Annotated in this window: 26 protein-coding genes; 19 read left to right on the top strand and 7 right to left on the bottom strand. The window is 71.6% G+C overall.

Going from position 1 to position 23,909, the window contains the following annotated elements; translation table 11 throughout:
* Nucleotides 1–667: 667 nt before the first annotated feature.
* The 3 genes from dnaB to AC069X_RS35165 all read right to left on the bottom strand — a co-directional run bounded on the left by dnaB (nt 668) and on the right by AC069X_RS35165 (nt 5,103).
* Entirely contained in the window at nt 668–2,053 is a 1,386-nt protein-coding gene (gene dnaB / locus AC069X_RS35175) for a replicative DNA helicase (RefSeq protein ID WP_478735267.1), read from the bottom strand.
* 88 nt (nt 2,054–2,141) lie between these two features.
* On the bottom strand, nt 2,142–3,308 hold the full coding sequence (locus tag AC069X_RS35170; RefSeq protein ID WP_478735266.1) for a hypothetical protein: 1,167 nt from the start codon (nt 3,306–3,308) through the stop codon (nt 2,142–2,144).
* 1,018 nt (nt 3,309–4,326) lie between these two features.
* Nucleotides 4,327–5,103, bottom strand: a complete 777-nt coding sequence (locus tag AC069X_RS35165; RefSeq protein WP_478735264.1) for a GntR family transcriptional regulator — start codon at nt 5,101–5,103, stop codon at nt 4,327–4,329.
* Between the two features lie 546 nt (nt 5,104–5,649).
* Between AC069X_RS35165 and AC069X_RS35160 the strand changes: the two genes are divergently transcribed.
* The 15 genes from AC069X_RS35160 to AC069X_RS35090 all read left to right on the top strand — a co-directional run bounded on the left by AC069X_RS35160 (nt 5,650) and on the right by AC069X_RS35090 (nt 17,244).
* Nucleotides 5,650–6,036 (top strand): hypothetical protein, encoded by a 387-nt coding sequence (locus AC069X_RS35160; RefSeq protein WP_478735262.1) that lies wholly within the window; start codon nt 5,650–5,652, stop codon nt 6,034–6,036.
* Complete coding sequence (locus tag AC069X_RS35155; RefSeq protein ID WP_478735260.1) at nt 6,033–6,170, top strand: hypothetical protein; 138 nt, start codon at nt 6,033–6,035, stop codon at nt 6,168–6,170. The genes AC069X_RS35160 and AC069X_RS35155 overlap by 4 nt, the downstream gene beginning before the upstream one ends.
* A complete protein-coding gene (locus AC069X_RS35150) occupies nt 6,167–6,712 on the top strand; it encodes a hypothetical protein (RefSeq protein ID WP_478735258.1) in 546 nt (181 codons plus the stop codon). Before AC069X_RS35155 ends, AC069X_RS35150 begins: the two co-directional genes overlap by 4 nt.
* A complete protein-coding gene (locus AC069X_RS35145; protein ID WP_478735256.1) occupies nt 6,709–7,122 on the top strand; it encodes a hypothetical protein in 414 nt (137 codons plus the stop codon). Before AC069X_RS35150 ends, AC069X_RS35145 begins: the two co-directional genes overlap by 4 nt.
* A 67-nt stretch (nt 7,123–7,189) precedes the next feature.
* On the top strand, nt 7,190–9,037 hold the full coding sequence (locus tag AC069X_RS35140; protein ID WP_478735255.1) for a hypothetical protein: 1,848 nt from the start codon (nt 7,190–7,192) through the stop codon (nt 9,035–9,037).
* Between the two features lie 89 nt (nt 9,038–9,126).
* On the top strand, nt 9,127–9,600 hold the full coding sequence (locus AC069X_RS35135; RefSeq protein ID WP_478735253.1) for a hypothetical protein: 474 nt from the start codon (nt 9,127–9,129) through the stop codon (nt 9,598–9,600).
* Complete coding sequence (locus AC069X_RS35130; RefSeq protein WP_478735251.1) at nt 9,597–9,827, top strand: hypothetical protein; 231 nt, start codon at nt 9,597–9,599, stop codon at nt 9,825–9,827. Before AC069X_RS35135 ends, AC069X_RS35130 begins: the two co-directional genes overlap by 4 nt.
* 143 nt (nt 9,828–9,970) lie before the next feature.
* The gene (locus AC069X_RS35125) at nt 9,971–12,169 is read left to right on the top strand and encodes a hypothetical protein (protein WP_478735249.1); all 2,199 of its coding nucleotides are present in this window, start codon (nt 9,971–9,973) and stop codon (nt 12,167–12,169) included.
* A gap of 2 nt (nt 12,170–12,171) precedes the next feature.
* Entirely contained in the window at nt 12,172–12,558 is a 387-nt protein-coding gene (locus AC069X_RS35120; protein WP_478735247.1) for a conjugal transfer protein TraB, read from the top strand.
* 100 nt (nt 12,559–12,658) lie between these two features.
* Complete coding sequence (locus AC069X_RS35115; RefSeq protein WP_478735245.1) at nt 12,659–14,860, top strand: hypothetical protein; 2,202 nt, start codon at nt 12,659–12,661, stop codon at nt 14,858–14,860.
* Between the two features lie 78 nt (nt 14,861–14,938).
* Nucleotides 14,939–15,448 carry a hypothetical protein gene (locus AC069X_RS35110; protein ID WP_478735244.1) on the top strand — a complete coding sequence of 170 codons (510 nt, stop codon included), beginning with the start codon at nt 14,939–14,941 and terminating at the stop codon, nt 15,446–15,448.
* Nucleotides 15,449–15,462: 14 nt separating this feature from the next.
* Entirely contained in the window at nt 15,463–16,032 is a 570-nt protein-coding gene (locus AC069X_RS35105; protein WP_478735242.1) for a hypothetical protein, read from the top strand.
* Nucleotides 16,033–16,075: 43 nt separating this feature from the next.
* Entirely contained in the window at nt 16,076–16,225 is a 150-nt protein-coding gene (locus tag AC069X_RS35100; RefSeq protein ID WP_478735240.1) for a hypothetical protein, read from the top strand.
* A 169-nt stretch (nt 16,226–16,394) separates the two neighbouring features.
* The gene (locus tag AC069X_RS35095; protein ID WP_478735238.1) at nt 16,395–16,904 is read left to right on the top strand and encodes a hypothetical protein; all 510 of its coding nucleotides are present in this window, start codon (nt 16,395–16,397) and stop codon (nt 16,902–16,904) included.
* Between the two features lie 46 nt (nt 16,905–16,950).
* Nucleotides 16,951–17,244: a Pycsar system effector family protein gene (locus AC069X_RS35090; protein WP_478735269.1), complete on the top strand. Its 294-nt coding sequence runs from the start codon at nt 16,951–16,953 to the stop codon at nt 17,242–17,244.
* Nucleotides 17,245–17,425: 181 nt separating this feature from the next.
* Here AC069X_RS35090 and AC069X_RS35085 read toward each other — a convergent pair whose 3' ends face one another.
* The 4 genes from AC069X_RS35085 to AC069X_RS35070 all read right to left on the bottom strand — a co-directional run bounded on the left by AC069X_RS35085 (nt 17,426) and on the right by AC069X_RS35070 (nt 21,181).
* Nucleotides 17,426–18,283, bottom strand: a complete 858-nt coding sequence (locus AC069X_RS35085) for a hypothetical protein (protein ID WP_478735236.1) — start codon at nt 18,281–18,283, stop codon at nt 17,426–17,428.
* A complete protein-coding gene (locus AC069X_RS35080; protein WP_478735226.1) occupies nt 18,283–19,074 on the bottom strand; it encodes a ParA family protein in 792 nt (263 codons plus the stop codon). The genes AC069X_RS35085 and AC069X_RS35080 overlap by 1 nt, the downstream gene beginning before the upstream one ends.
* 326 nt (nt 19,075–19,400) lie before the next feature.
* Complete coding sequence (locus AC069X_RS35075) at nt 19,401–19,919, bottom strand: N-acetyltransferase family protein (RefSeq protein WP_478735224.1); 519 nt, start codon at nt 19,917–19,919, stop codon at nt 19,401–19,403.
* Nucleotides 19,916–21,181: an XRE family transcriptional regulator gene (locus AC069X_RS35070; protein WP_478735222.1), complete on the bottom strand. Its 1,266-nt coding sequence runs from the start codon at nt 21,179–21,181 to the stop codon at nt 19,916–19,918. Before AC069X_RS35070 ends, AC069X_RS35075 begins: the two co-directional genes overlap by 4 nt.
* Nucleotides 21,182–21,346: 165 nt before the next feature.
* Between AC069X_RS35070 and AC069X_RS35065 the strand changes: the two genes are divergently transcribed.
* From AC069X_RS35065 to AC069X_RS35050, 4 genes are all read left to right on the top strand, one after another.
* Nucleotides 21,347–21,745 (top strand): DUF6415 family natural product biosynthesis protein, encoded by a 399-nt coding sequence (locus AC069X_RS35065; RefSeq protein ID WP_478735220.1) that lies wholly within the window; start codon nt 21,347–21,349, stop codon nt 21,743–21,745.
* Between the two features lie 96 nt (nt 21,746–21,841).
* The gene (locus AC069X_RS35060; RefSeq protein ID WP_478735218.1) at nt 21,842–22,234 is read left to right on the top strand and encodes a hypothetical protein; all 393 of its coding nucleotides are present in this window, start codon (nt 21,842–21,844) and stop codon (nt 22,232–22,234) included.
* The gene (locus AC069X_RS35055) at nt 22,231–22,902 is read left to right on the top strand and encodes a DUF6875 domain-containing protein (RefSeq protein ID WP_478735217.1); all 672 of its coding nucleotides are present in this window, start codon (nt 22,231–22,233) and stop codon (nt 22,900–22,902) included. Before AC069X_RS35060 ends, AC069X_RS35055 begins: the two co-directional genes overlap by 4 nt.
* Entirely contained in the window at nt 22,827–23,675 is an 849-nt protein-coding gene (locus AC069X_RS35050; protein ID WP_478735215.1) for a serine/threonine-protein kinase, read from the top strand. The genes AC069X_RS35055 and AC069X_RS35050 overlap by 76 nt, the downstream gene beginning before the upstream one ends.
* The last annotated feature ends 234 nt before the right edge of the window (nt 23,676–23,909 follow it).

Raw genomic sequence — 23,909 nt, 5'->3', positions numbered from 1 at the left:
CCCCCCCCCCCCCCCCCCCCCCCCCCCCCCCCCCCCCCCCCCCCCCCCCCCCCCCCCCCCCCCCCCCCCCCCCCCCCCCCCCCCCCCCCCCCCCCGCCCCCTCCCTTGGGCTATTAACAGGCCCTTGCGCCTTCGGGTCGCCGGTTCCGTCCGGAGCATGCCAGTCCGGTTCCCGGCTTCTCGGCCCTCTCGTTCCCCTGGTCACGACCTGGGCCAGCTGCGCCAGGGGGTCAAGATCGTTTGTGCCCGGATGTGGGGACGGAGCGTCCCGAGCGGGGGTGGTGGGTGCGGCGCGGGCCGTACCCACCACCCGGAGGGTGGGCGCAGCGGCCTGTTAATAGGCGGCGGGCCGGTGGGGGTATCGGCGGCCCATCGCCGTCGTGGCCGCCACCGCAAGCCGGTGCGCGTCCGGGGTGTCTGGCGCCGGCCCTTCGCCTGCGGGCGCCCGGGGCCGGGCACCAGGAGAGACGGAGTGGCCGGGGCCGGTGGGGGTGCGGCGAGGCGCCCGTACGCCGGGACCGCGTGCACGCCGAACGGGGCGCACCTTCTGTGGCTGAGGACCAGGCCGGGAACGACAGCGCCCCCGGCATGACGAACGTGCCGGGGGCGGAGCCGGTGTGTGACTACGAGGGCCACTGTGGCAGGCGAAGCGGACAGTGTCGCGGGGTCAGAGGTCAACGGCCATGTCGACGAAGCGGCTGTAGTGGCCCTGGAAGGCGACGGTGATCGTTGCGGTGGGGCCGTTGCGGTGCTTGGCGACGATCAGGTCGGCCTCGCCGGAGCGGGGCGACTCCTTGTCGTAGGCGTCCTCGCGGTGCAGCAGGATGACCATGTCGGCGTCCTGCTCGATCGAGCCGGACTCGCGCAGGTCGGAGACGGTCGGCTTCTTGTCGGTGCGCTGCTCGGGGCCGCGGTTGAGCTGGGACAGGGCGACGACGGGGACGCCGAGCTCCTTGCCGAGCTTCTTGAGGCCGCGGGAGATCTGGCCGACCTCGACGACGCGGTTCTCGGCGCGCTTACCGGACTCCATGAGCTGGAGGTAGTCCACGACGACCAGGCTCAGGCCGTGCTTCTGCTGCATGCGCCGGCACTTCGAGCGGATCTGGAGCATGGTCAGGTCGGGGGAGTCGTCGAGGTAGAGCGGGGCGGCCTCGATGTCGGGCGTCTTGCGGCTGATGGCCTTCCAGTCGTCCTCGGTCAGGTTGCCGGAGCGCATGTGGTGCAGGGCGACGCGGGCCTCGGCGGACAGCATCCGCATGTTGATCTCGGAGACGCCCATCTCCAGGGAGAAGAACACGCTTGGCAGGCCGTCGCGGATCGAGCAGGCCCGGGCGAAGTCGAGCGCGAGGGTCGACTTGCCCATGGCGGGGCGGGCCGCGATGACGATGAGCTGGCCGGGCTGGAGGCCGTGGGTCAGGGAGTCGAGGTCCTTGAAGCCGGTGGACACGCCGGTGAGCTTGCCGTTGCGGTTCTGGATCGCCTGCAGCTCGTCGATGGTCGAGGCCATGCTGCCTTCGCCCGGGCGCTTGGGGTCGGCGGCGTTGGCGATCTCGGTGGCGGCGTGGATCTCTGCCTGCGCGGCATCGGAGATCTGCGAGATCTCGCCCTCGCCCGCCCAGGCCATGGCCTGGATCTTCCCGCCCGCCGCGATGAGCCGGCGCAGAACGGCGCGCTCGTGGACGATCTCGGCGTAGTGCTCGACGTTCGCAATGGTCGGCACAGCCTGGACGAGGGTGTGCAGGTAGGAGGCGCCGCCGACGCGGGCGAGTTCGCCGGTCTTGGTGAGTTCGGCACCGACCGTGATCGGGTCGACGGGGTCGCCGTCTCCGTAGACCTTGAGGATCGCCTGCTGGATCGTCTCGTGGACCGGCCGGTAGTAGTCCGGGGTCTTCATGGACGAGCCGAGGTAGTCGGCGATGGCGTCCCGGCTGAGCATCTGGCCGCCCAGCACCGCCTGCTCGGCGTCGTTGTCGTGGGGCAGGACGGTCCGGAGTCCGTCGCCGTGGTCATCACCGTCGTGGCTGCTGTTGCGGGCGGGCACTACCGTGGTCATTCGATCTCCTGGGTTCGAGGGCTTCGGATACGGGTGATCGCGACGGGTCGCCTCGGCTAGGGGGCGACCCGTCCTCGTTTAGGGCAGGTCAGGCCGTCGCGAGAACGACGGACGGGTTGCACTCGCGGCACTTGCGCGGGCTGCCCTCCCGGGGCGTGACCCAGCGGTAGTCCGCCGAGTCGCAGTTGCCGCACCAGGGCACCGCTCCCCCGGCCGCCGCCTTCGGGGCCGGCGGCGGGTTGTGCTCGGCGTGACGGGCCAGGCTGGAGTAGCCCAGCTCGGGCAGCTGCCCGGCCAGCTTGGCCACGTGCTCGACCGGCCAGTTCAGCGCCAGCAGCTCACGGGCCTCGCCGCGAAGCCGCTGGACGACGGACCGCATCGGGTAGACGCCGTTCAGCGCCCGGACGTAGGCCTCGACGACCATTCCAACCTTCGGCTCCAGGACGTCGCCCTCCTGGCGCGGCTCTGGTACGGGAACAGACGCAGCAGCAGCGACAGGGGCCGCTGTGGTCGTCTTCCGCGCAGCGCTGATCTCTCTCTCGTCGTTCAGCCCGGTCTCATCAGCAGGGGCGTCTGAGACGGACGGGGAGAGAGAGTCTTTAAGAACAGTTTTCTTCCTAATAAGAGCCCCGCCCTGACCGACCCCCGGTCGATGGGGGGTCGGTCGACCGACCCCGTGCTGACCGACCCCCGGAAAACCGGGTGTCGGTCCGACCTGCGGTGATGCACTCTGACCGACCCCCTGATTCCTGGGGGTCGGTCGAGCAGGGGTCGGTGACTCGCCAGCGGCGGCCGTCTTGCGGGGGTCCAGGTGCTCGGGCTCGATGCGGTACGCCTTGACGTTGCCGCCGGCCAGGATCGCGTCGAGCTCCTCAACCACGTCCTCGGCGCTGAACGGCTTGCCGTGGGCATCGACCTGGAAGGTCGTGTACCAGGAGCCGCCCCGCTTCACAACGGGCTTGCCCTTGTCGTCGAGGACCGGCTGCCCGTCGTCGTCGAGCAGCATCTCGCTGGAGGCGCGCTGCACCTTGAACTTCACGACGTACGCGCCGTCGACCAGGACGCGCATCGCTTTGGTCAGCGAGGTCTCGCCCTCGGCGTACTCCCCGCACAAGGACTCGACGGTCACGTCCTCGCCGTCCTGGGCGCGGATCAGCCGGGTGAGCAGGCCGACCGCCAGGAGCGAGGACAGGTTGTCGATGGAGTCGTTCTCGACAGCGGCGAACCGCTGGGGCTTGGAGGTCCGCTTCTTCACCGGGCCACCGCCTCAGCGGCCAGCGCCAACACAGCAGCGTTCGTAGTCACCAGGCTGTTGTACGTGCGAATGCGGACACCCCGCTCGGAGTAGGGCAGCGGGCGACTCAGAGTGCAAGTAGAAGTCAACACGGCGCCTTCGTACGCGGCCGCGACGGTTACCGTCGCGGGCTCCGCGGAGGCGGGCCGGAGGGGGCGGTGCATGAGGTGTTCGGCTCCCGTTCGGGGTAGGAGCCGCACGTCGGTGGGGGTACCCAGACGGCCAGGTCACACCGGGAGGTGCTGCACTTCCCACAGGAAGCTGGCTATCCTGGGCGGTGGTAGCCGGGTCCTTGGACTTGGTACCCGGCGTTACCGCCGACGTGCGACTCGGGATTCAGTGGCTTTCTCAGGGCCTGGTTACGAGTCGTGGTGCATGAGATGGCCGTCACCTGCTGGACACAGGGGGCGGCCATCGCCCGTTCTACGGGTCCGTCATCGAATTCGATCTCCGGGTGGGCTGGTAGGGACAGTCTGTGGTGGAGGCGGGCCGACCGCGATCATGCAGGGCCGCTGACCTGTTGTAACTTGCTGAACAGGGCATTGGTACCGCTATCCCGTCTGCCGGGCGCGACTTGCGCGGACGTCCCGCAGGGTGGGCCGACGGCGTGTCGCCGGCCCCAACGTGCGCGCGAGCGCGTACGGGTACGCGTAGCCTGCTGCCATCGCAGGCACCTCCTCGACAGGTGCTTGGACGCGGGTGCCGACCTTCCACAACCGGCACCGCGACCGGCAGGCCCCCGCGTCGCGGCGGGCCTGTTCGCGTTTCGCGGGCCATCTTCCTCCCTCCGGCCGTCACGAGGGGTCAGCGAGCCGGTTTCGGAGTGTCGCCGCAGCCTAGTGCGGGAGAGCCAGGCCGGCTCGTTAGGGCAGAGACGCAGGAAGCCCTGACGCTCTAGCTCCAGGGTGAGCGCCGTCTTGCCTGATCCGGGAAGGTCCGCCATCAGCACGAGCTTGGTCGAGTCGGCGTCGGCGGGGAGCTAAGAGTTCTCATCGCCGAGCGGCAGGTCGTCGTAGATCAGGCTCAGCCGGTCGGCCGCGCCGACCACATGGAGCACCTCTATCGGGCGGCGGTCCTCGTCCCGGGTCACGCGTTGGATCAGCAGTAGCGGCACGGACGAGCCGACCGAAAGGGTTGCCGCCTCCTCGGAGGTCGGCATGCGGGCCGTGACGTGCTCATCCGCCCACTTGGGGGACAGGCCGGAGCGCTTCATCGCGGCATAGATCCCGCCCTCTATAGTCCCCGGCTCGTTGAGCCCGAGCTGCACGGCGAGGTCGGCCGGGTACCAGGCGCGCTGCACCTGCACGACGTCCTCGCCGATGGACGCGTGGCGGGTGCGGCAGATGACTGCCGCACCCGGGTTGATGTCGAGCGCCCCCGCCACTTCGTCCGGTGCCGCAGTCAGCTCGACGCCGATAGCCGTCATGCGGCCATCAAGCCCCTGGGCGGCGGTTGCTGCCTGCCAGGGGCCGTGTGGGCTGTCCGGACGTACGACGCCGCGGTACCGCGAGAGGGGAATCCGGATTGGTGTCCGGTCCCGAACCACGGTGCCGACACGCCGTTTCGAAACGACCCGACCTTCGGCTTCGAGGGCCTTGTACGCCTCGTGCACGGTGCTCTTGGAGAGCACCTCGGTAGCGGCAAGGTCGGCGATCTTCGGGAGCGTCGAGCCGACCGGATAGATGCCGGCGTCGATGTCGCGGGCGATCCGGTCGGCGAGCTCCCGCCACTTCGGCGACATGTCGTGCGCCTCCATACGGGGTCGGTGTCGTCTTCCTCTGAATCTAAGCCTGCCATAGTCCCGAGCACAACCAGACTCAGCTATTAATCCCGGGATATTGACAAGTAGCTGGCATTAGTCTGAGACTATTGATGTGCCGCTGAGTGAGGCAGATGCCACACGAGGTGACCGACTTCCCGTGCCCAGGCACGGGTGATCGCTGGATCGCATGTCTTGGCGGCCCCGGTGTACTCGCTCTTCCCGGGCGGGGTGATGGATGGCTGCTCGTTCCTTCTGAACTCAACAGCGGACTGAAATTTCGGGCGCGGCGCCCCTGCCGTCATTACGACGAGATGACCCTCTCACCAGCGGTTTTCCGGTTGGTGTGGTCTTGAGCGGGGGGTTGGCCGCACGGCACCCGAGAGCGGATCTGTAGAGGGCCCCAGGGGTGGGGCCGAGGGTGCGATTCCCCATCCGCTCGCCGCGCCGCACAGACGGCGCGACCCCCGGCACGGCGGTGCAACGCCATGTGTGCCGGGGGTCTGCACGGACCAAGCCCAATCTCACAGGGAGCTGATCCACATGACCATTCTGCCGTCCGACCTGCCGCTGAACGCGACCGGCATCGTCGACGAAATCCACGACACCGTCGCCGACGCGTTCCCGCTGTTCGAGTCGGTCCAGAAGCTGGCCCGGTACGGCATCAACGTCGCCGCCGAGGTCGCCCCCTCCACGATCATCGTCACCTTCACCGTGGCGCCCACCGCCACGAACGTCCTGCCGGCGCTGTTCGCCGAGATGGACAACGCGCAGCCGCTGCGGCTGTCCAGCGGGCGGCTCGCCGTGACCGGTTCGATGTGCCAGGGCACCGTGACCCTGCGGGTGCTCATCCCGGAGGGGTGGGTTACCGCCGAGGAGCTCGCGGTGCTGACCGGCACCGCCACCGCCGACCTCTCCGACCTGCTGTGAACGCCCAGGAGCAGGCCGAGGCCGCGAAGGCCGCCGCTGCGGCCGCCGACCTCGCGTCCGCGAGGCGCCGCCAGGCCGCGGCCGACCTCCAGCGCCACGGCAAGGCCGTGTCCGGGATCGGAGAAGCACGGTGATCCGCCTCATCCGCACCCAGACCCTCCGCCAGCTGCAAGACCAGGCCGAGACGGCCGGGCGGCTTCCGGCCCTGGAGCGCCGGCTGGCCGCGACCCGCGAACAGCTCGCTGTCCGCGAGGAGCAGCTCGACCGCGCGGTCGAGGTCCACAAGGACGCCCTCCGGTTCGGCAGTGAGTTGTCCGTACAGCTCAGCAAGGCCGAGCAGGAGATCCAGCGGCTGACCGCCGAGCGGGACCGGGCGGTCAATCACCGTGACCTGCTCGCCGAGCAGGTCGGCCAGGTCCGCGTTGAGCGGGAGCGGCCGCAGCCCCCGGCGGCGGTGTGGGACTACCCCCACGACTCCACCGAACCGGCCGTCGTCGCCGAACACGTGGACGGCGGCTGCAAGCGGTGCATCGACGGGCTGCCGGCGCTGTCGACCGACGGCCTGGCCTCCGTGCTGCACATCGCGCACGGGGCGCAGGCGCCGTTCGGCGCCCTGCTCGCCCTCCTGGAGATCCAGCACCGAATGCAGCCGACCCGGAAGGCGGACCAGGCATGAGCCTCAGGACCAGCAAGAGGGCCGTCGCGGAGTTCCGCCGCAGCCACGGCCTGGCGGAGACGTGGACGTCGGCGGATTTCGAGGTCTACGAGAACCTCACCGCCATCGCCGAGTTCCACCGGCCCGCTGGTGGGCTCGGGCTGCGGCTGAGCCTGCGCGCCTCGGCGGTGGCCATCCTCTGCTACGCCACCGTCGTCTACGCCGTCGCCCAGGTGCAGCGCGCCGTGCGCGGCACCGGCCCGGGCCGCTTGGAGGCCCACCTCTGGCAGGTGGCGGCCGGCCCGGCCCGCAACATCGACATCGGCCTCGTCGTCCTGGGCGACCGGCGGTTTCGGCTGTGGCTGGAGCAGGTGGGCCCCCGGGCCGCCGCCGTGATCGACCGCATGGCCGCCCGGCTCGGCCGGGTCTGACAGCACCGCACACGCGCATGGTGGCCGCCCGAGCGGGCGGCCACCCGTATGAAGGGAGTGGTGGAGCGTGGCGGGCCGTACCCGTAACCGCAACACCCGGCAGCCGGCCCGCAGGGCGCCGGCCGACAACACCCCGCCGCAGCCCGTGCCGCCGAGCCGGGAGGTCCAGGAGGAACACGAGGCCCGGGCCGCCGACCTGCGGGACCGGGCGGCCGACGTCCTCGACGGCGCCCGCTGGACCGGGGCGCAGGAGGCCGCGGAGCTGATCCGGGCCGCCGAGGCCCGGGCGGAGGCGATCCGGCGGGCGGCGGCCGCCGACGCCGGGCGCGTCCTGGCCGAGGTGGTCGAGGAGTCCCGCCGGCGGCTCGGGCGGGCCGAGGGCGACGCGGACGACGTCCGCGCTATCGCCCGCACCGCCGCCGGCGAGGAGGCCGAGATGATTCTGGCCTCCGCCCGCGCGAACGCGGCCCGGGAGACCGAGGAGGCCCTCGCGGCCGCCGAGGCGGAGGCCAAGCTGCTGCTGGTGGCCGCCGAGGACCGGGTGGCCGAGGTGCTGGCCGAGGCCGAGGCGCGGGCCACCGCGCTGGTAGAGATGCGCCGCACCGCGGCCGAGGCCGCCTACGGCAAGGCCCTCGCCGACGCCGCGCAGATCCTGGGCGAGGCCCAGGAGCAGGCCGGTCAGATCAGCGCCGCCCGGGCCGCGCTCGATACCGAGCTGGACCTGAGGCGCCGCCAGGCCCGCCTGGAGCTGGACGAGGACCTCGCCGTCCGCCGGGGCGAGATCGACGTCGAGGTGGCGCGGCGCCGGGCTGAGGCCGACAAGGCCCGGGTTCAGATCGAGGCCGAGGTCCGCAGGCTCGCCGAGCAGCACGAGCACGAGCGCCGGGCCCGCCTGGAGCGGCTCGACGCCGAGGTCGCGGGCCTGCGCCGGAAGGCGGAGGCCGAGGCGAAGGCGAGCGCGGACCGAGGGGCCCGGGACGCCGTGGGCATCCGGAGGGAAGCCGAGCGGGAGGCGGCCGCCATCACCGCACGGGCCGCGGCCCGGGAGGCGGCGGCCGAGAGGCTCTTCGCGCGCGCCGAGTCGGCGGCACGCCGCACGTCGCGGCGGATGGGCTGGACCCGCCGGTTCTGGACGGGCGCCCCGTGGCTCGCCCTCGCGGCCGGCGTCGGTCTCGCCGCGAGCGGCGAGTACGAACTGGCCCGTCTGGTCGGCATCCACCCGTACGTCGCGCCCCTGCTCCCGGTGAGCGTGGACGTGTACGCGGTCAGCGCCTTCCGGGCCAAGAAGGACATCGCCCCGGCGCTGCTGCTGATGGCCGGAGCCAACCTCGCGTTCCACATCGCCGACCAGGCGGGCATCGGCCACGGCAAGCCGACACCGTGGCAGCTGACCGCCGCCGTGGTCCTCATCTTCGTCGCGGTGATCTGGCGGGTGCACGCGCTCCTGGGCCACGGCGAGGACAGCCACAGCCCCACCGACGAGGACACCCCGGAGGACACCCCGGAGGACGCCCACCGAGGACGCCCCGAGGACGGTTCCCGAGGACAGTCCGAGGACACCCCGGAGGACACTCGCCGAGGACGCTTCGAGGGCACCTTGGAGGACGCCCGCCAAGGACAGTCCGAGGACACCTCGGAGGACGGCGCGAGCCGCACCACCGGGGGCGGCATGGCGCGTCCTCCGAGGACGACCCCGAGGACGCCGAGGCCCCGGCGTGGGACGCGCTCCGAGGACACGGCCAAGGCCTCCCTGGCCCACCTGCCGGACACCGATCTGATCGCGCGCCTGCGAGAGCGGGACGTGCTTCCGTCGGTCCGCGCGACCGCCGAGCTCTTCGGCATCGGCAAGAACAGGGCCACCGCCCTGCTGGACGCGATCAAGGACGAGGACACCAAGGACACCGCTCGCGCCTGACGCGCTGCCGGCTGTCCCCCAACCCGCGGGCCGGGCCCGCCTCCCTGCCCCCGCACGACGTGGCCCCACCCCGAGAAGGAGATCCCCTGATGGACCTGTCTCACCTGCTGACCCCCGAGGAGCTCGGGAAGTTCGTCCAGCTCCGCCGCAAGTCCCACGGCACCGACCACGAGGTCTACGACGACCTGCTCGCCGCGATCCGCGCGAAGTACCGCGCCGAGCACGTCCCCGGCGACCGCTTCAAGGCCGGCGCCCGCCGCTCCCACAAGATGGAGAAGCACGCGAAGCGGCTGGTGCGGGGCGCCCGGATGCAGTACGAGGCGCTGGAGGCCCTGCTCATCGCCCACGCCGACCACACCGCGCTGATCCAGCAGCTGCCCGAGCAGCGCCAGGCCAAGCAGCTCGCCCGGGCCCAGCGCAGCGCCGCCCTCGGCGAGTTCGCCTCCAAGTCTTTGCACAAGACCGCGCAGTCCCTGAGCAAGAGGGACGGCGAGGACCAGGAGGGCGGCGAGCCGGTCGCGGGCTCCCTCTACGACCTGGGCAAGAAGCGCGGCGTCGCGTGACCGCGCGGCCGATGACGCGGGCGGAAGCCCGGCGTCTTCGCCAAGACGCCCACCGCGAGCAGCGGATGGCCGACTTCGCCGCCCGGCTCGGCGAGTGGGGCGTGATCCTCGCCTGGGTCGAGGAGGCCAAGTCGGTCGCCAAGCAGGCCCAGCAGAGGGGCGATCAGCGACCGCTGGTCGAACTCGCGCAGACGCTGGAGAACTTCTGCGCCCGTCACCGGCAGTAGTCGCCGCGTGAGGCGTCAAGGGCCGCTCTCCCTGGGGAGGGCGGCCCTGATGCCGCTCCAACCGGACGCGCGGAGACGCGGACGCGCGGACACGCGCGCGCTTACACGAGACGGTCACTTTCTGTCAATGAGGAGAGAGGGTCATGACAGACGATTCGAACGGCGGGGAGCTGATCCAACTTCCCGGCCGAGAAGGCCTGGCGGGGATGCCGGGCCTGCCCCCGCCCCGCCGGACCACTCCCCTGGAGTCCCCGGAGGAGACCACGATGGAGCTGCCGGTCATCCCGTCGAGGGAGTCGGCCGCCGACACTGCGGCCGCGATCGGGGCCGCAGCGCCGGCCGCGGCCCCGCTGCCCGCCTTACCCGCCCGGTTCGCCGGGAACGGGGCGGCGGGCGGCGGGGGCGGGGTGCTGATGATCGCGGCCCCGCTCGCCGTGGCCCTGGCCGCGCTGCGCGGGATGGCGATGGTGGTCTGCGACTGGCGTACGCGGCGCATGGCCGAGCACGCCGAGGCCGCCCCGCTGCGCGAGGCGCGGATGAAGGCCAAGGTCTCCCGGCTGGAGGCTGAGTCGGACCACGCCCTGGCGATGAAGAAGCTCGGCGACCAGGGCCGCGAGGCCCGCGCGAAGGCCTCCGTCCCCACGAGCCAGGAGTACGGCCGCAAGGCGGCCGGCGGCGGCTCGGCCGGGACGGGGGGCTCGGGACGCGGCTCCGGCTCCGGTGGCCCCGGCTCCGGCGGCAAGGGCAAGCCCGGGGGCAGCTCGGGCAGTTCGCCGACGTCCGGGGCCGGCGGCAATGGGCAGGGTTCCAAGCCCGGCCCGGGCGGGTCCGGGAAGGACTCCGGCAAGAAGGGAGGTGGTAATTCCGGTTCGGGTTCTTCGCCGGGGTCCAAGGAACACGCAAAGGACTCGAAGGGCTCGAAGGGCTCCGGGGTTCAGGCGCCGACGGGCGGCAAGACGCCGGGCCCGTCGGGGACGAGCCCGGCGATGGAGCGGGCGCGGGGCCGCCAGGAGCGGCGTGCTGCCCGGCAGGCGGCGGACCTGGCCGACCGGACCAAGGACCGGGACCAGGCCCGCGACACCAAGCACAAGGCCCGCGAAGCGCGCCGGGAGGCGAAGGAGGCCGCCCGTGCACGGAAGGAGAAGCAGAAGGAGGAGGAGAACGGGAAGGAGGGCCGCACCACTCTCGGCCAGGCCGTGGCGGAGACCGCCGCGCGGCGGCTGCGCAAGCGGCGCGAGAGGGGAATGCCCGCGCCGGTCCTGAGCAAGGCCGGGCGCGGGAAGAAGCCCAAGGACGACGGGGAGGGCAAGCCCAAGGCGGAGGATCCGCAGCCGCCGAAGGAGGACGGGGAGGGCTCGCGCGCCCTGAAGGGCCCGAAGCGGAAGCGGAAGCGTTGGCTGAAGAGGATCCGGATCCGTAAGCCCAAGCCGGAGACGACCAGCCCGTCCGAGGATCCGGCCGAGGGGCCTCAGCCCCCCGCCGCTCCCGACTCCGGCGGGAAGAAGCCCAAGCAGAAGCCCACCCGCCGCCGGAGGTGGCCGAGCGGCCGCAGGGCCGCCGCGAGGAAGAAGTCCCGGCCCCGCGGGAAGCCCAAGCCCCGAGTGAAGGGCAAGGGCCGTAAGAAGAAGTCCGGGGCAGGTCCGGGGCCGGAGCATGGCGGCCGGCGGGACGCTCCGACGGGCGGGTCGCACGGCCGGGAGGACGCCTGGACCTCCGCGCAGAGCGCCACGGGCCCGATCCGGGACCCGTGGCTGTGGATGCGTGACGAGGCGACGCGCCCGAAGCCGACGGCCCCGGCGGCCGTCACCACAGGCCAGCGGGGCCTGCCCCGCGCGCCGGCACCCCACACCAAACGGCCCGGCACCTCGCGTCCCGCGAGGACCGCCACCAGCCCCAGGACGGAGACCGTGAGTACTCCCGCGACCCGACAGACCGCCGCCCCGGTGAGTCTGAGGAAAGAACACCGCACCGACCTCACCCTCGCCACCTACGTCGGGACCCTGTCCGGTATCGCGGTCGGGGTCGGCGAGACGGCCGAGGAGGCTGTGCGGATCTCCCGCGTGATGCGCAAGGCCGCCGCGGCGCTCAAGGAGTTCCACGACGACCTCCAGGACGGCCACAACATCACCGATCCGACCGTCCTGGACCGCCTGGACAAGCTGGTCGCGGCCGCCGAGCGGATGGCGGCGCGGGCCGAGCGGATGGCCGAGCAGTGCGAGCGCGCCGCTGGCGGCTCCGTCTTCACCGCCCGGATCGTCTACGCCGACTACCGTCGCGACCAGGAGGCCCGCGACGACGCCGGTCTGCGCCACGTCTCCGCCGCCACCCACCACGAGGGATGACCGTGACCGAGATCGCCCTGAGCTCCGACCACAACAACTACCGGGCCGTGCAGCGCAAGCTGCACATCTTCACCCAGGCCATGGACGCCGCCAGCAGCGAGCTGACCCTCGTGGTGCGCCGGATGTACCAGCACTCCAAGACCGTCTCGGCCACCGCCGACCAGCTCAGTGACGCCGACGGTGACGAGAAGTACGTCGACCTCACCAACCTCGTCGCCCAGGCGCTCACGGAGGCGGCCGTGGCCACCGCCCGGACCCGGAACGCGGCCATGGAGGCCGCCGAGGCGTCCAAGGCCGCCCGGGACTCCCACCGCACCAAGTACGCCGCCCTGGACGATCTCCGCACCAGCCGCACGACAAGCACCCCCAAGCCGGGCTTCTGGGAGTAGCCCGCAAATTCCCTCACCACCCGCGAGAAAAGGGAGGGTCGCCGAAATCGCGGTGGCCCTCCCCGCCCATTCCCGAACCGAAGTACGGAGGTTCCTCCTCATGTCGACCGCGGCCCTCGGGCACGCCATCGCCCGCCGTGTCCACCTGGAGCGCGCCGTTTACGGGGCGGCCGCGCTCGGCCTGACCGTCGTCCCCAACACGGCTCCCTGGGGTCCGGCCAACCTCGCCCTGCTCGCTACCGCCGCCATTCCGGCCACAATTGCCGGGGTCCGCGCCTGGAAGAAGGCCGAGGCCCCGGACATGACTCTGCTGACCACGGTCACACGGGCCATTCCCTGCGTCTCCGCCGTCGCGGTCGACATCACCGCCCTCTGCACCACCGGCTGGGGAATCGATGCCGCCGTCGCGGCGGGATGGGCGGCCGTGATGGCCGCGCTCGCCCCGCTCTCCCGCACCGGAAATCTCCGCCTCGCCCAGGAATCCCTCCGGCAGCTCGAAGCCCCCAACTCCGAGCACCAGGCCGTGGACGAGTTCACCCGGCAGATCACCGCCATGTGGGAACGGGCCGGACGACCGGGCGACACCGAGCTGCGCCGTATCGAGCGCCACCCCGGCACGAGAATCGACTTCTCCGCGCTCCTGAAGGCCCCGGACGGGAAGGCGGTTCCCAGGCTGGACGTGCGGACCGTCGGCGCCGCCTTCGGCGTCCCGCCCGAGGCGGTCAAGGTCCTCGACGCCGTCCACGGCGCCGACGGCACCCTCTACGGCCCCAGCTGGGCGGAGATTGCCGTCACCCCCGACGCCCACCGGCGGGCGGCCACGGCCGGCCCCAGCGACGCCGACTGGTGGGCGAAGAACATCGCCCGCCAGGGCAAGGCCATCCCCGGCGCGGTCTTCGACTACAAGACCCGCGACACCGAGCACGGAGTCACCCACTGGGTGGCTCGGATGGAGGACGAGACCGAGGCCCCCCGCCCCGACCTCGCCAAGCTGTGCACCGCCCTCGGAGCCGACAAGGACGAGCTGCGCGTCTTCGCGCACGTCGACGGCCACCGCGTTCACGTGATGGTGTGTGACGAGCCCCCGCTGGTCCGGGTCCGCCACGCCACCCGCGCCGACGTCACCCCCGACGAGGCCGGGTTCTGGCGGCTCGGCGTCGCCTACGACGGCTCCTACGTCCGCGGCCGCGTCCACCGCCCCGAAGGCATCGCCCTCGGCCTGACCGCCGGCGCCTCCGGCTCCGGCAAGTCCCAGCTCATCGTCCTGGGCATTGCCGCCGCCGCCAACACGGGCATGGTGAACTGGGTCGCCACCGAGGCCCCCGACGGCAAGATCTCCCTGCTCGCCCCGCACGTCGACCGCCACGGCGTCGGCCCCCTGTTCATGTGGCGGATGCTCCGCGCGGCCGTCGCCCTGATGGACATCCGCGGCGCCATGCCCCGCGCCGACGGCACCGTCCGCGACTGGAAGCCGAACGACGCCGGCTGCCCCTACCGGGGCCTGACCGTCGACGCCGACGAGTACCTCGCCGCGACCAAGGACGAGAAGTACGGCGAGCGCATCACCCTCCTCGGCGAGCTGCTGGGCGTGAAGGGCCGCAAGTACGGGATCGCCTTCAAGCCCGCCGGCCAGGACATGAAGGTCGAGGACGGCTTCACCACGACCATGCGCAACCAGCTCAAGGCCAACTCCCGCCCGGTCATCCTCAACATGGGCGACGCCGCCGCCACCCGCCGCGCCTTCGACGGCCTGGTCGCCTCGGAGTGGATCCCCGACCCGCTGCCCGGCGAGTACGGCGGCACCCGGCTCACCATCGAGCAGCGCATCGCCGGCGAGGAGTCCCCCGAGGACGCCACCGGCATCGGCGGCGTCGGCTGGATCGTCATCAAGGGCCGCCCGGTCCTGATGCGCACCCTCTACGTCGACCTCTCCGGCCCCGACGCCGAGCAGAACCTCGCGGCCCTCCTCCCCCGCACCGTCCAGCACCTGACCCCGTACGAGATCCAGAAGCTGGACGAGCTCGGCCTCCTCGGCGACTGGAACGCCCCCGACCCCGAAGACGAGGGCGAGGGCCAGGGCGACGACGAGGACTGGGACGGCGCCGCCCACCGCCGCAGGAAGTCCAGGCCCGAGACGGCCGCCAAGACCGGCACCGGGACCCCGACGGCCGCCGACCGGGTCGCACGCTTCCTCGACATGCTTCCCGGCGCCGACCGGCAGATGGTCATCGACGCCGTCACCGGCGACGGCATCACCACCGACGCCGCGGCCGCCGCCTACGACACCCACCCCGGCACCTGAATACCCCCGCCACCCCCACGGGGCCCCGGAAACCCTCCGGGGCCCCTGCACGCCTTGTAACGACCCAGGAGACCAGCCGTGCACAACGACCAGCAGCCCGACGCCCGCACGCCGCTCGGCGACGAACAGGCCGCCGCCGAGGCCTACCGCCTCATCCAGGACGCCTACCGCCCCGCCCTCCCCGTGCCCACCGCCTACCGCGACACCAGCCCAATCCCCGCGATCGGCCCCACCCCGCCCGTGGCCCAGCCCGGCCGGCCCCCGATGAGCCAGAAGGCCACGGACGCGAGCGGCGTGATGCTCGCCGCCGGCATCGCCTCCCTGCCCATCGGCGGTTCCATCTCGGCGGTGCTGTGGACCGCCGGCCACCTCGACCCGCTGACCGTCGCCCTGATCGTCGGCGCCCCGGTCGCCGTCCTCGGCGCGCTTTCCCGGGTGTTCAAGAGCGCCAAGACCGCCATCGCGGCCGCCCCTGCCGAGCAGCACCACCACTACGCCGGCCCCGTCATCCAGGACCACCGGACCATCACCGCGAACAGCACCACCCGCGGCCTGGTCGCCCGCACCACCAACGACACCCGCAACTGACCAAGGGGAGCCCGATGTACGTCTTGAACGAGTACACGCCCGAGCGGCGTACCCGCTGGCAGACCACCCCGATCCCGCTGATCCAGCAGGGCCTGGCCTACCACGAGGCCGGACACACCGTCCTCGGCCTCCTCGCCGGTTTCACCTGCGAGCACACCAGGATCCACACCGTCACCCTGAACGGGGTCACCGGCTGGACCGGCGCCACCCGCTGGGCCCGCTCTTTCGGCAGCTACCTCGACATTGCCGTTGCCTGCGGAGCCGCCGGACAGGCCGCAGATCTCCACCAGCTCACCGCCTCTGGCCGCCTCACCACCGAGACCGCCAACCTTGCCTGCGCCGACCACGACAAGGAGATGGCCATCCGTCTCCTGACCGCCGCAGGCTGCCCCATCACCGAGACCGGCCCAGCCCCCGAAGGCGGCCTGGCATGGGACCACGTGATGGACCAGGCTCACCAGGCCGTCGGCCGCGAATGGGACCGCATTACCGCCGTCGCCCACGCCATCCTCACGGCCCCCGACCTCACCCTCACCGGTGCCCAGGCCGCCGCGATCGCCGAGATCACCCAGCCCCAGCCGTAGTGCCGCCCCCGCACGAACCCCAGCCCATCGCCCATCAGGTCCGTTGGACCCAACAGATCCAACGGGCGTCCCGGATGCCATCAGGAGGCGCCTGGACGCGGCCGCCACCGTCCGGGACCAGGCCATCGAGAACGCCCAGCGCACCTACTGGCAGGCGGTCAAGGACGAGATGGAGGCCCGGAACTTCACCTAGGCCGCCGTCGCCGCGCACCTCGACTTCTCCCGCGAGCGCGTCCGCAAGCAGCTCAAGCGCTACACCGCCGACCAGTAGGCCGGCGCAGATCCCGGGCGGCCGCAGCATCGGCCAGAGGCACGGCCGCCCGGGGCTCCCCGTCCAGAGTAGAACCGAGGAGAGACACAGCATGACGTACACCCGAGCCGCCGCCTTCGCCGCCGTCTTAGGCCTCACCCGAGCCGCGGCCGCCGTCGGCGACCACTGGATCCAGGACGACTACTGCGCCCAGGTCAAGCGGGCGACGGACGCCGCCCCGGTCCGGTACGAGGACGAGAAGACCAAGGCGACGGCGGAGCACGGCACCGCCCATGGCCGCCGGGCCTGCGCCTGGCACTGCATCACCTACTCGGCGACCCAGGTCCTGGCCGTCACCGCCGGCGCCCGCGCCCTCGGGATCCGGCTCCACCCAGCCGCCGCCCTCGCGGGCCTCGCGATCAGCGGCCTGACCCACTACGCCGCCGACCGGCGCGTGCCCGACGGACTCCTGCAGACCATCGCCGAACGCACCGGCAAGGGCCGGTTCTACTCCCTTGCCGCCCACGGCCTGAACGGCGCCTACCTCCTCGACGCCAGCTACCACCACGCGTGCGAGACGGTCGCCGCGCTCGTCGCCACCATCGGGGCGGACGAGCGATGACCACGACCCCGACGCGACCGGCCGCCGCCTCACCCACCTCCGGGACCTGCCCCCGCTGGTCGCCGTCCTCGTCGCACTCGGCGCCACCGGCCTGATCGCCGCGATGCTCACCGTTCTGGCCGCCGTCCACCCCCGCCTCACCAGCGGCACCCGCCAGACCTTCCTCCACTGGGCCACCCACACCCCTGACGAGATCACCGCCGACCTCGTCGGCCGCCACGACGCCGCCGCCCACCTCGGCGACCTCTCCAAGATCGTCGTCAGCAAGTACCGGGCCCTCCAACGTGCTGGCGGCATCACCGCGGCCGCGCTCACCCTCCTCGGCGACGCCCTCCTGTGAACACCCCCAACCCGGCCCTCGGCGCGATCGCCGGCGCCGAGTAGAGCGGCCTCACCCTGACCACTTGGCCGGGCCGGTCCTGGGGACCTGCGCCAGCCACCGTGTTCCACTTCCTGCGATACGACAGCGCCCCCTTCACCGGGATTCGGTGAAGGGGGCGCTGTTCTGCGTTCCGGCCGCGCTATGCGGCGGTGGTCTCCGACTCGGTGCGCGGGGCGGGCACCGCCTCGGGGGCCTCGTCCAGGTCCTCGACCATCACGGTCAGACCGGCCGACTCCGACAGAGACAGGATCAGGTCCCGGGCCGCCTGACGGGTTGCCTGGGGGTCGTGTTCCAGCGCGGCCCGCACCATGTCGAGGTCGAACCCGGTGGCGGCCTTGCGGAGGGCGCGGACGGCCTTGACGGGGTCGAGGGCCGCCACCTCCTTCGCCTTCGGCTTCCAGGCCGCCGCGAACGACTCGGCGAACGCCTCCAGCTTGCGGGGGTGCCCCACCAGCTCGTCGGGGAACGCCGCGACCGCGTCCGCCACGAGGGCCGCCGTCATCTTCGGTGCCTTCTTGAGAAGCGCCAGATACAGGGCCGCCGCCGTCTCGACGTCGTGCTTCTCGACCAGCGGGACGAGCTCCCAGGCGTGACCGAAGCCCAGCTTTTTGGAAACAATTGTTTCTAGTCCGGTGGTCGACGCTCGCTCGAAGGCGCTCTCGGCGACGCGCCAGCAGCGGATCAGCTTTCCCGCGTACTGCGGGGTGATGTCCCACCGCTCCAGGGTGTAGTCCTCGAACGTCCCGGACACGGCCCGGTAGAGGCGGGCTTCCCGGATGACCTCCAGCGCCTTGCCCGCCGCGAAGAACGCGATCCGCAGATTCTCCAGGGCCGCTTCGCAGGCGGTTAGCTTCTGCTGCTCCTGGTAGATCAGCACCTTCTCGTTGTCGCCGAACTGGCCGTTCGGGACCTTTCCGATGGTGCGGGCGAGCTGGAGCGCCGTCTGCGGCTTGCCCGGCCCCTGGGGGCCGCCGGGCAGGGTGATCTGCTGTCCCATCAGAGCATCTGCTCCATTGTCAGGGCCACCTTCATGAAGTCCTCGCGGGCGTTGAGCGCGGTGCCGGACATCTTGTACTCGGTGACCACAGTCCCGTTCTCGTGGGCGTGCTCGTGGATGGTGTACCGGCGGATCGGGTCGGAGACGCGCGGGTACTGGCGCTCGTCGATCCACGCCTTGACCTTGTCGAGCTGCTTTTTGCTCTTGTCCTTCGCCGGGTCGTGCATGTTGATCACGACGAGGAACTTGATGCCCCTCGGCTTGAGGATCCGTTCGATCGTGAACTCCGCCTCATCCCACGTGATGTCGGACGGAGTGATCGGGACGACGGCGAGGTCGGTGATGTCCAGGAGCTCGCGCAGGGCATCGGACGTCCGGCTGTCGCCGAGCGGGTCGGCGTCCCACTCGGCGTCGGGATCGACGTCCATGAAGCCCGGGGTGTCGACGATGATCCGGCGGCGGGTCGGGTCCTGCACTATCAGCGGCAGGATGCCGGTCCTGCCGTTGGTAACGAGGTAGTCGAAGGGGAGCTTCGATTCGCGGACCCGGGCGCACCACTTCTCGATGCTGCCCTGGACATCGATGCCGGTGGCGACGACCGGTGAGGGTGCTTGCTCCTCGTCGGCTTTCTGCAAGGGCAGGACCGCCGACCGGCCGGCGCAGGCCGCCACGTTGATGGCGATGGTGGTCTTGCCCGTCCCGCCCTTCTGCTGGATGACGATGATGACCTTCGGCCGGCCGGTGTCGGTGTCGTCCTCGGCTGCTTCGACAGGTCTGGTGATAGTGCTCATCTGGTGCCCTTCCGTGGTTTCACCGCAAGGGGAGCGGCTACTCGGACGCCGCACAGCTTGTCAGATCGGAAGGAGCCCACGGAGTACCCCACTCCGCTCAGACGCGAGCGGCGGCACCGAGGCCAGTGATGGTGTTTTTCACTTGGCCCACGCACGCCTGAAGTTGAGTGTCATGTCAGCTACGGGGGTTCCTATTCATCTTGGTGTTGGAACAGGCTGGCTGCGGTCCTTCGGGCGTGTCCTCGGCGTTTGCGTGCGAATCAAGGTCGAACGAAGGCGTGCGCCTTCGCGCGCCGGAGGCGGCCGGCTGGGAACTCTTCCTGGATTTAGCGGAGCTCGCGGAGCATGACCGCGTACACGGGGGAGTCGGGGAAGGGCTGGCGCTGGCCGACTTTGTGGTACTGCCAGCTTTCGTAGAGGGCCTGGACCCGGGGGTGGGTGGTGTCGACCAGGAGTACGGCGAGGTCCTCGGTGCGCCCGGCGAGGAGTGCCTCGTGCAGGGCGTGGGCGGTGCCGGTCTTGCGCCAGGCGGGACGGACCATCAGTTCCGACACGGCGAAGGTGATGCTCTTGTCGGGGGCGGGGTCGAGGTGCTCGCGCCACCATTCGCGTCCGGGGTTGGAGGGGGCGCCGTAGGCGAAGCCGACGGGTTCGTCCTGGTCGTAGGCGATGACGCATGCGAACACGGGGTGGTCGCCCCAGTGGTCGACGAACCAGGGGAAGCGCTGTGTGAAGGGGTCGTCCATCTGGTCGGCGTAGGCGTCGGCGTGGACGTCGAGGAGGGTCTGCCGTATGTCCGGCAGGTCAGCGTGGGTGTAGTGGCGCAGGTCGAGCGGGCGGGTCATGCGGGGCGGCTCCATTCGCTTCGGTATTGGTCGGCCCACTCGCGTGCGACGAGGGCGGACGGGGCACGGGTGATCAAGTCGCGGTAGAAGTCTCCGAGGAGGGACCGCATCCTGCCCGGGAGCGGAGTGCCGCGCATCAGGTCGAAGACGCCGTGTGTGGTGGCGCAGGCCTCGTCGGTGTCGCCCTGGTGGAGCTGGGCGAGGGCCAGGCGGACGGTGGCCAGAGCCCGGTTGCGCCGGAATTCGTGTGGCAGGGCGGCCAGGGCGCGGTGAGATGCGGCCTCGGCGTTCTGGTGGTCCCCGAGCCGGTCGCGGACGATCGCGGTGATGGCAGCCAGTTCCGCCGGCCTGTAGAAGGCGATCCAGCTTGGGCGCGGGGCCGGTCCGGCTTTGGCGAGCGCCTCCTCGGCGTGCCCGAGGCAGCGCCGCGCCGGTTGTAGCTCGCCGCGGCTGGCATGTCCGATGGCGGTGCGGGCGTGGGCGAGGGATGCGTACAGCGGGTCCCGGCGGGTGATGGACATCCTCTGGGCGGCCTGACCGGCCGTGACCGCTTCCGTGTGTTCTCCGCGCTGGTGGGCGAGCATCGCGACGGAGTTCCAGACGCGTAGCTGGATCTCGGTGTCCTGGGCCAGGCCCGCGAGCTGCAGCGCGCGGTCGAGGTGTGCCTGCGCGTGGTCTTGCTGCCGGGCATCGATGCAGGACCAGGCGGCGGTGGCCGTGTAGTCGGCCGCGACGGCGTACAGGTGCTGGCGGGTCCGCTGACTGGCCGGCTGTCTTTGCAGGGCCAGAGCGTGCTGTGCTCCGGCGAGCGCGGCGCGTTCGAGGGCGGCGTGCCCTCCGCGCTGGTCGTCCAGGCCCATGAGGGTGTCGAGGCCGTCGCGCAGCCGCCGCACGTCGGTGGAGCCCACGGCGTAGCGCGTCATCCCGGTGGCGACGGCCAGGGCGGCCCCGGTCGCTGCGGTGCTGAACTGGCGGCGGAGCACGGGATCCTCGCTCTCTTCGGCGGCGGCGGGTCTGCGGCGGGGCGCGAAGCCTAAGCCCGCCGCCGTCTGGCCAGTAACCGATTCCAGCGCGGTGCGGTGCAGGGCCTGAGGCCAGGAAGTCTCGCCGGAGCGCCACTTCATCACCGTGCGCTCGGTGACCAGCCCAGGACGCCCACGCAGCCGGCCGATCGCGGCGCTGACGAGATCGGCGAGTTCGCCGCAGCTCATGGCGTGCTTGTCCATCCACCCGACCAGCGCCGCGTTGCGCTCATTCCCCATGCCTCCACGGTAGGCCCGGGCACCCGTCCACCGTGGGTAAAGGGCGAGCCAATTGGACAGGGCGGCCGCGAGCAGACGGTCCGTAGTTCGGCATGGCCGTGATCAGTAGATCGCCGGTTCCCTGTCCATACGGCAGAGCGACACCCCGCGGAAGGACACCCGGAGATGACCTCCACGACCAACACCACGGCGACGTTCCTCGTGCAGCAGGAGACCGACGCGGACGAGGCGCTGGCCGTAGACATCGCCTTCATCAGCGAGATCGTCTCCATCGTGCTCGCACCCCGCGACGGAGCACCGAGCCACGCCGCCTGCGCCCGCTGGCACACCTGGCTGCGCGGGCACCTGGACCTCCTGGTCCCCATCGCCCTGGAACGGGCCCCGCAGTGGGAGGACACCGACAGAACCGCCCTGGTGGAGAACACCGCCGCCTACATCACCCGCACCCTCGCCGCCGGCCTTCCGGACGACGCAGCGGCCGCCTACGTCCAGGTCCAGGAACTGGCGCGCGAATGCCGCGCCGTACTGGGCCTCGCCCTCGACCGCCCGGGCGACGACCACTGACGCAGACCCCCGCCCCGGCCCCGCCGGACGCGGGCGCACCACCGAGCTGCCCACCGGGCACCACGGCACCGCATGACCAACGAGAGGAAGAAACCCATGAGCACCCCCACCGTCGAACTGGGCCGGTTCCTGGCCATCGCCGGCCAGCGCCGCGCGGCGGGCGAGAGCGCCCCCGAGATGTTCTCCGGCGCGATCGACGCCGAATGGCACCGCATCGTCGAACGCCCCGAGTACGCCGCCTTCAGCACCGAGCACGCCGGCGCCGTCGCCTTCCACCTCGAAGGCGCGGGCGAGGGCTTCGTCACCTGGGTGCCCGACTACGAGAAGGCGTACGGGCCCCTGCCCGAGCTCTGGTTCACCGGCGAGGACGGCGCGGTCGACGCCGCCGCCGCCGCCCTCTACCGGGAGACCGGCACGGTCTGGACCTCCTGGAACTGCGGCCCCGAGTTCACCAGCAACGGCGACACCCACTCGGAGAACACCGAGTGACCAGCACCGCGCCCATGGAGCCCTCGCCCCTTCCGGCGGGGGCTCTGCGCATTCACCGGCCGCGCACCACCACCGCCCCCGACCAGGCCTACGTCGAGGCGACCACCGCCCACTGCCCGTACCTGACCCCCTCCCTCCAGCACGGCCTCACTCACTGGACGACGTACGAGATCCTTCCGGGCAGCGAGCAGGCCGCGATCGAAGCCGACGTCTTCGCCGCCGCCGTCACCGCCGCCGAACAAGCCCGCCTCCTGGCCGCCGGACCGCGCGGGCACCTGGTGTGCGAGAACGTCGTCATCGCCGGCGGAACGCGGGCCCACCTCGACTGGCCGCACTGGGCCCTCAAACACCTCTACGCACCCGCCGGACTGATGATCGGGAAGTTCTGGGAGGGGGAGACCGACACCAGCGTGTACGGAGCCGAACTGCCCGTTCCGCCCATCACCTTCCTGTCGGTGCGACCGGCGGTCCGGCCGAGAGACCCCCGCTTCCTCGCCAACACCCCCGACCTGGCCGATGTGATCCGCGAATCTGACGACGACGGCCGCGACGTGTCCGCGGGCCTGCCCCGCGACTGGAAGGACATCCGCACATGGGCGAGTTCCCTGACTGCCCCCGCGAAGCCCGCGCCGCAGCCGAAGAAGTTTGCGGCCGACCCGTTGAGCTGACCGAGGTCACCAACCGCCGCGGATCCGCCGTATGGAAGGCCACCGGTCCGTCCGGCTCGGCCGCCGTAAAAGTCGGCTACGGCGACGGAACGCAGACCACCAGCCGCGAAGCCGCCGTCCTGAAAGCACTCCGCGCCGACTACTTCGTTGGCGCCGGACAGTACGACGGCGGCGCGTGGCTCACCACCCGCTGGCTCGACGCCCCGTCGACCTGGCAGGTGTTCAAACCGGTACGCGAAGGCGACGGCTGCCGGGCCGAGGCCCTCGACGCCGCCGTCGACCTGTGCCGGGCGGTCGCGCGGCTCCATCGCTCCGGTTGGGTCCACTCCGACCTCCAGCCGGCCCACGCCATCCACACCGAGCACGGTGTCCGGCTCCTGGATATGTCCTGGGCGTGGAGGGAAGGGTTCGAGCCCCCCGATTCCTTCCGCGGCGGGATCGCCCACCTGCTCGCCCCCGAACTCGCCGCATCCATCAGTGTCGGCATCGAGCCCGTCGCGCCGAACCCCTCCGCCGAGGTGTACGCGCTTGCGGGCTCTCTGTGGACCTGCGTCACTGGACGGTGGCCGCTGGACTATCAGGCCGCCGGAGTCGACGTCGCCGACGTCAGCCCCACCCGGCTCCGGGCCCGCATCGCCGGCCGCAAAGTCCCCCTGGACGAGACGCAGGTCTGGCCCGAGATCCAGGCCGTCCTCCGGCCCGTGCTCCTCGCCTCCTCCCGCCATGAACGGCCTACCGCCGACGAGCTCGCGGACGCCCTGGCCGCGCTCTAGCCCAAGGCATCTCCGGTACGACGACGGCGCCCACCTCACGCTCAGAGGTGGGCGCCGTCGTCGTACCGGCCTCCCTCAATCGTCGACATTGGTGAGCTTTCGACGGGGGTAACGGCATCAGATTCAAGGCGACCAAGCGAGCGACTAATGTCATGGCCACGCCAAAGCCAGGTTAGCTCGTAGTTCATCACCTTGGTTCTTTCAATCCCGTTAGCACTCCAGGTATCTTCGATA

The sequence above is a fragment of the Streptomyces sp. NPDC043896 genome (genome assembly GCF_056435605.1).
Note: the sequence above shows the minus strand (reverse complement) of the source record. Positions and strands in the feature narration are given on the sequence as shown.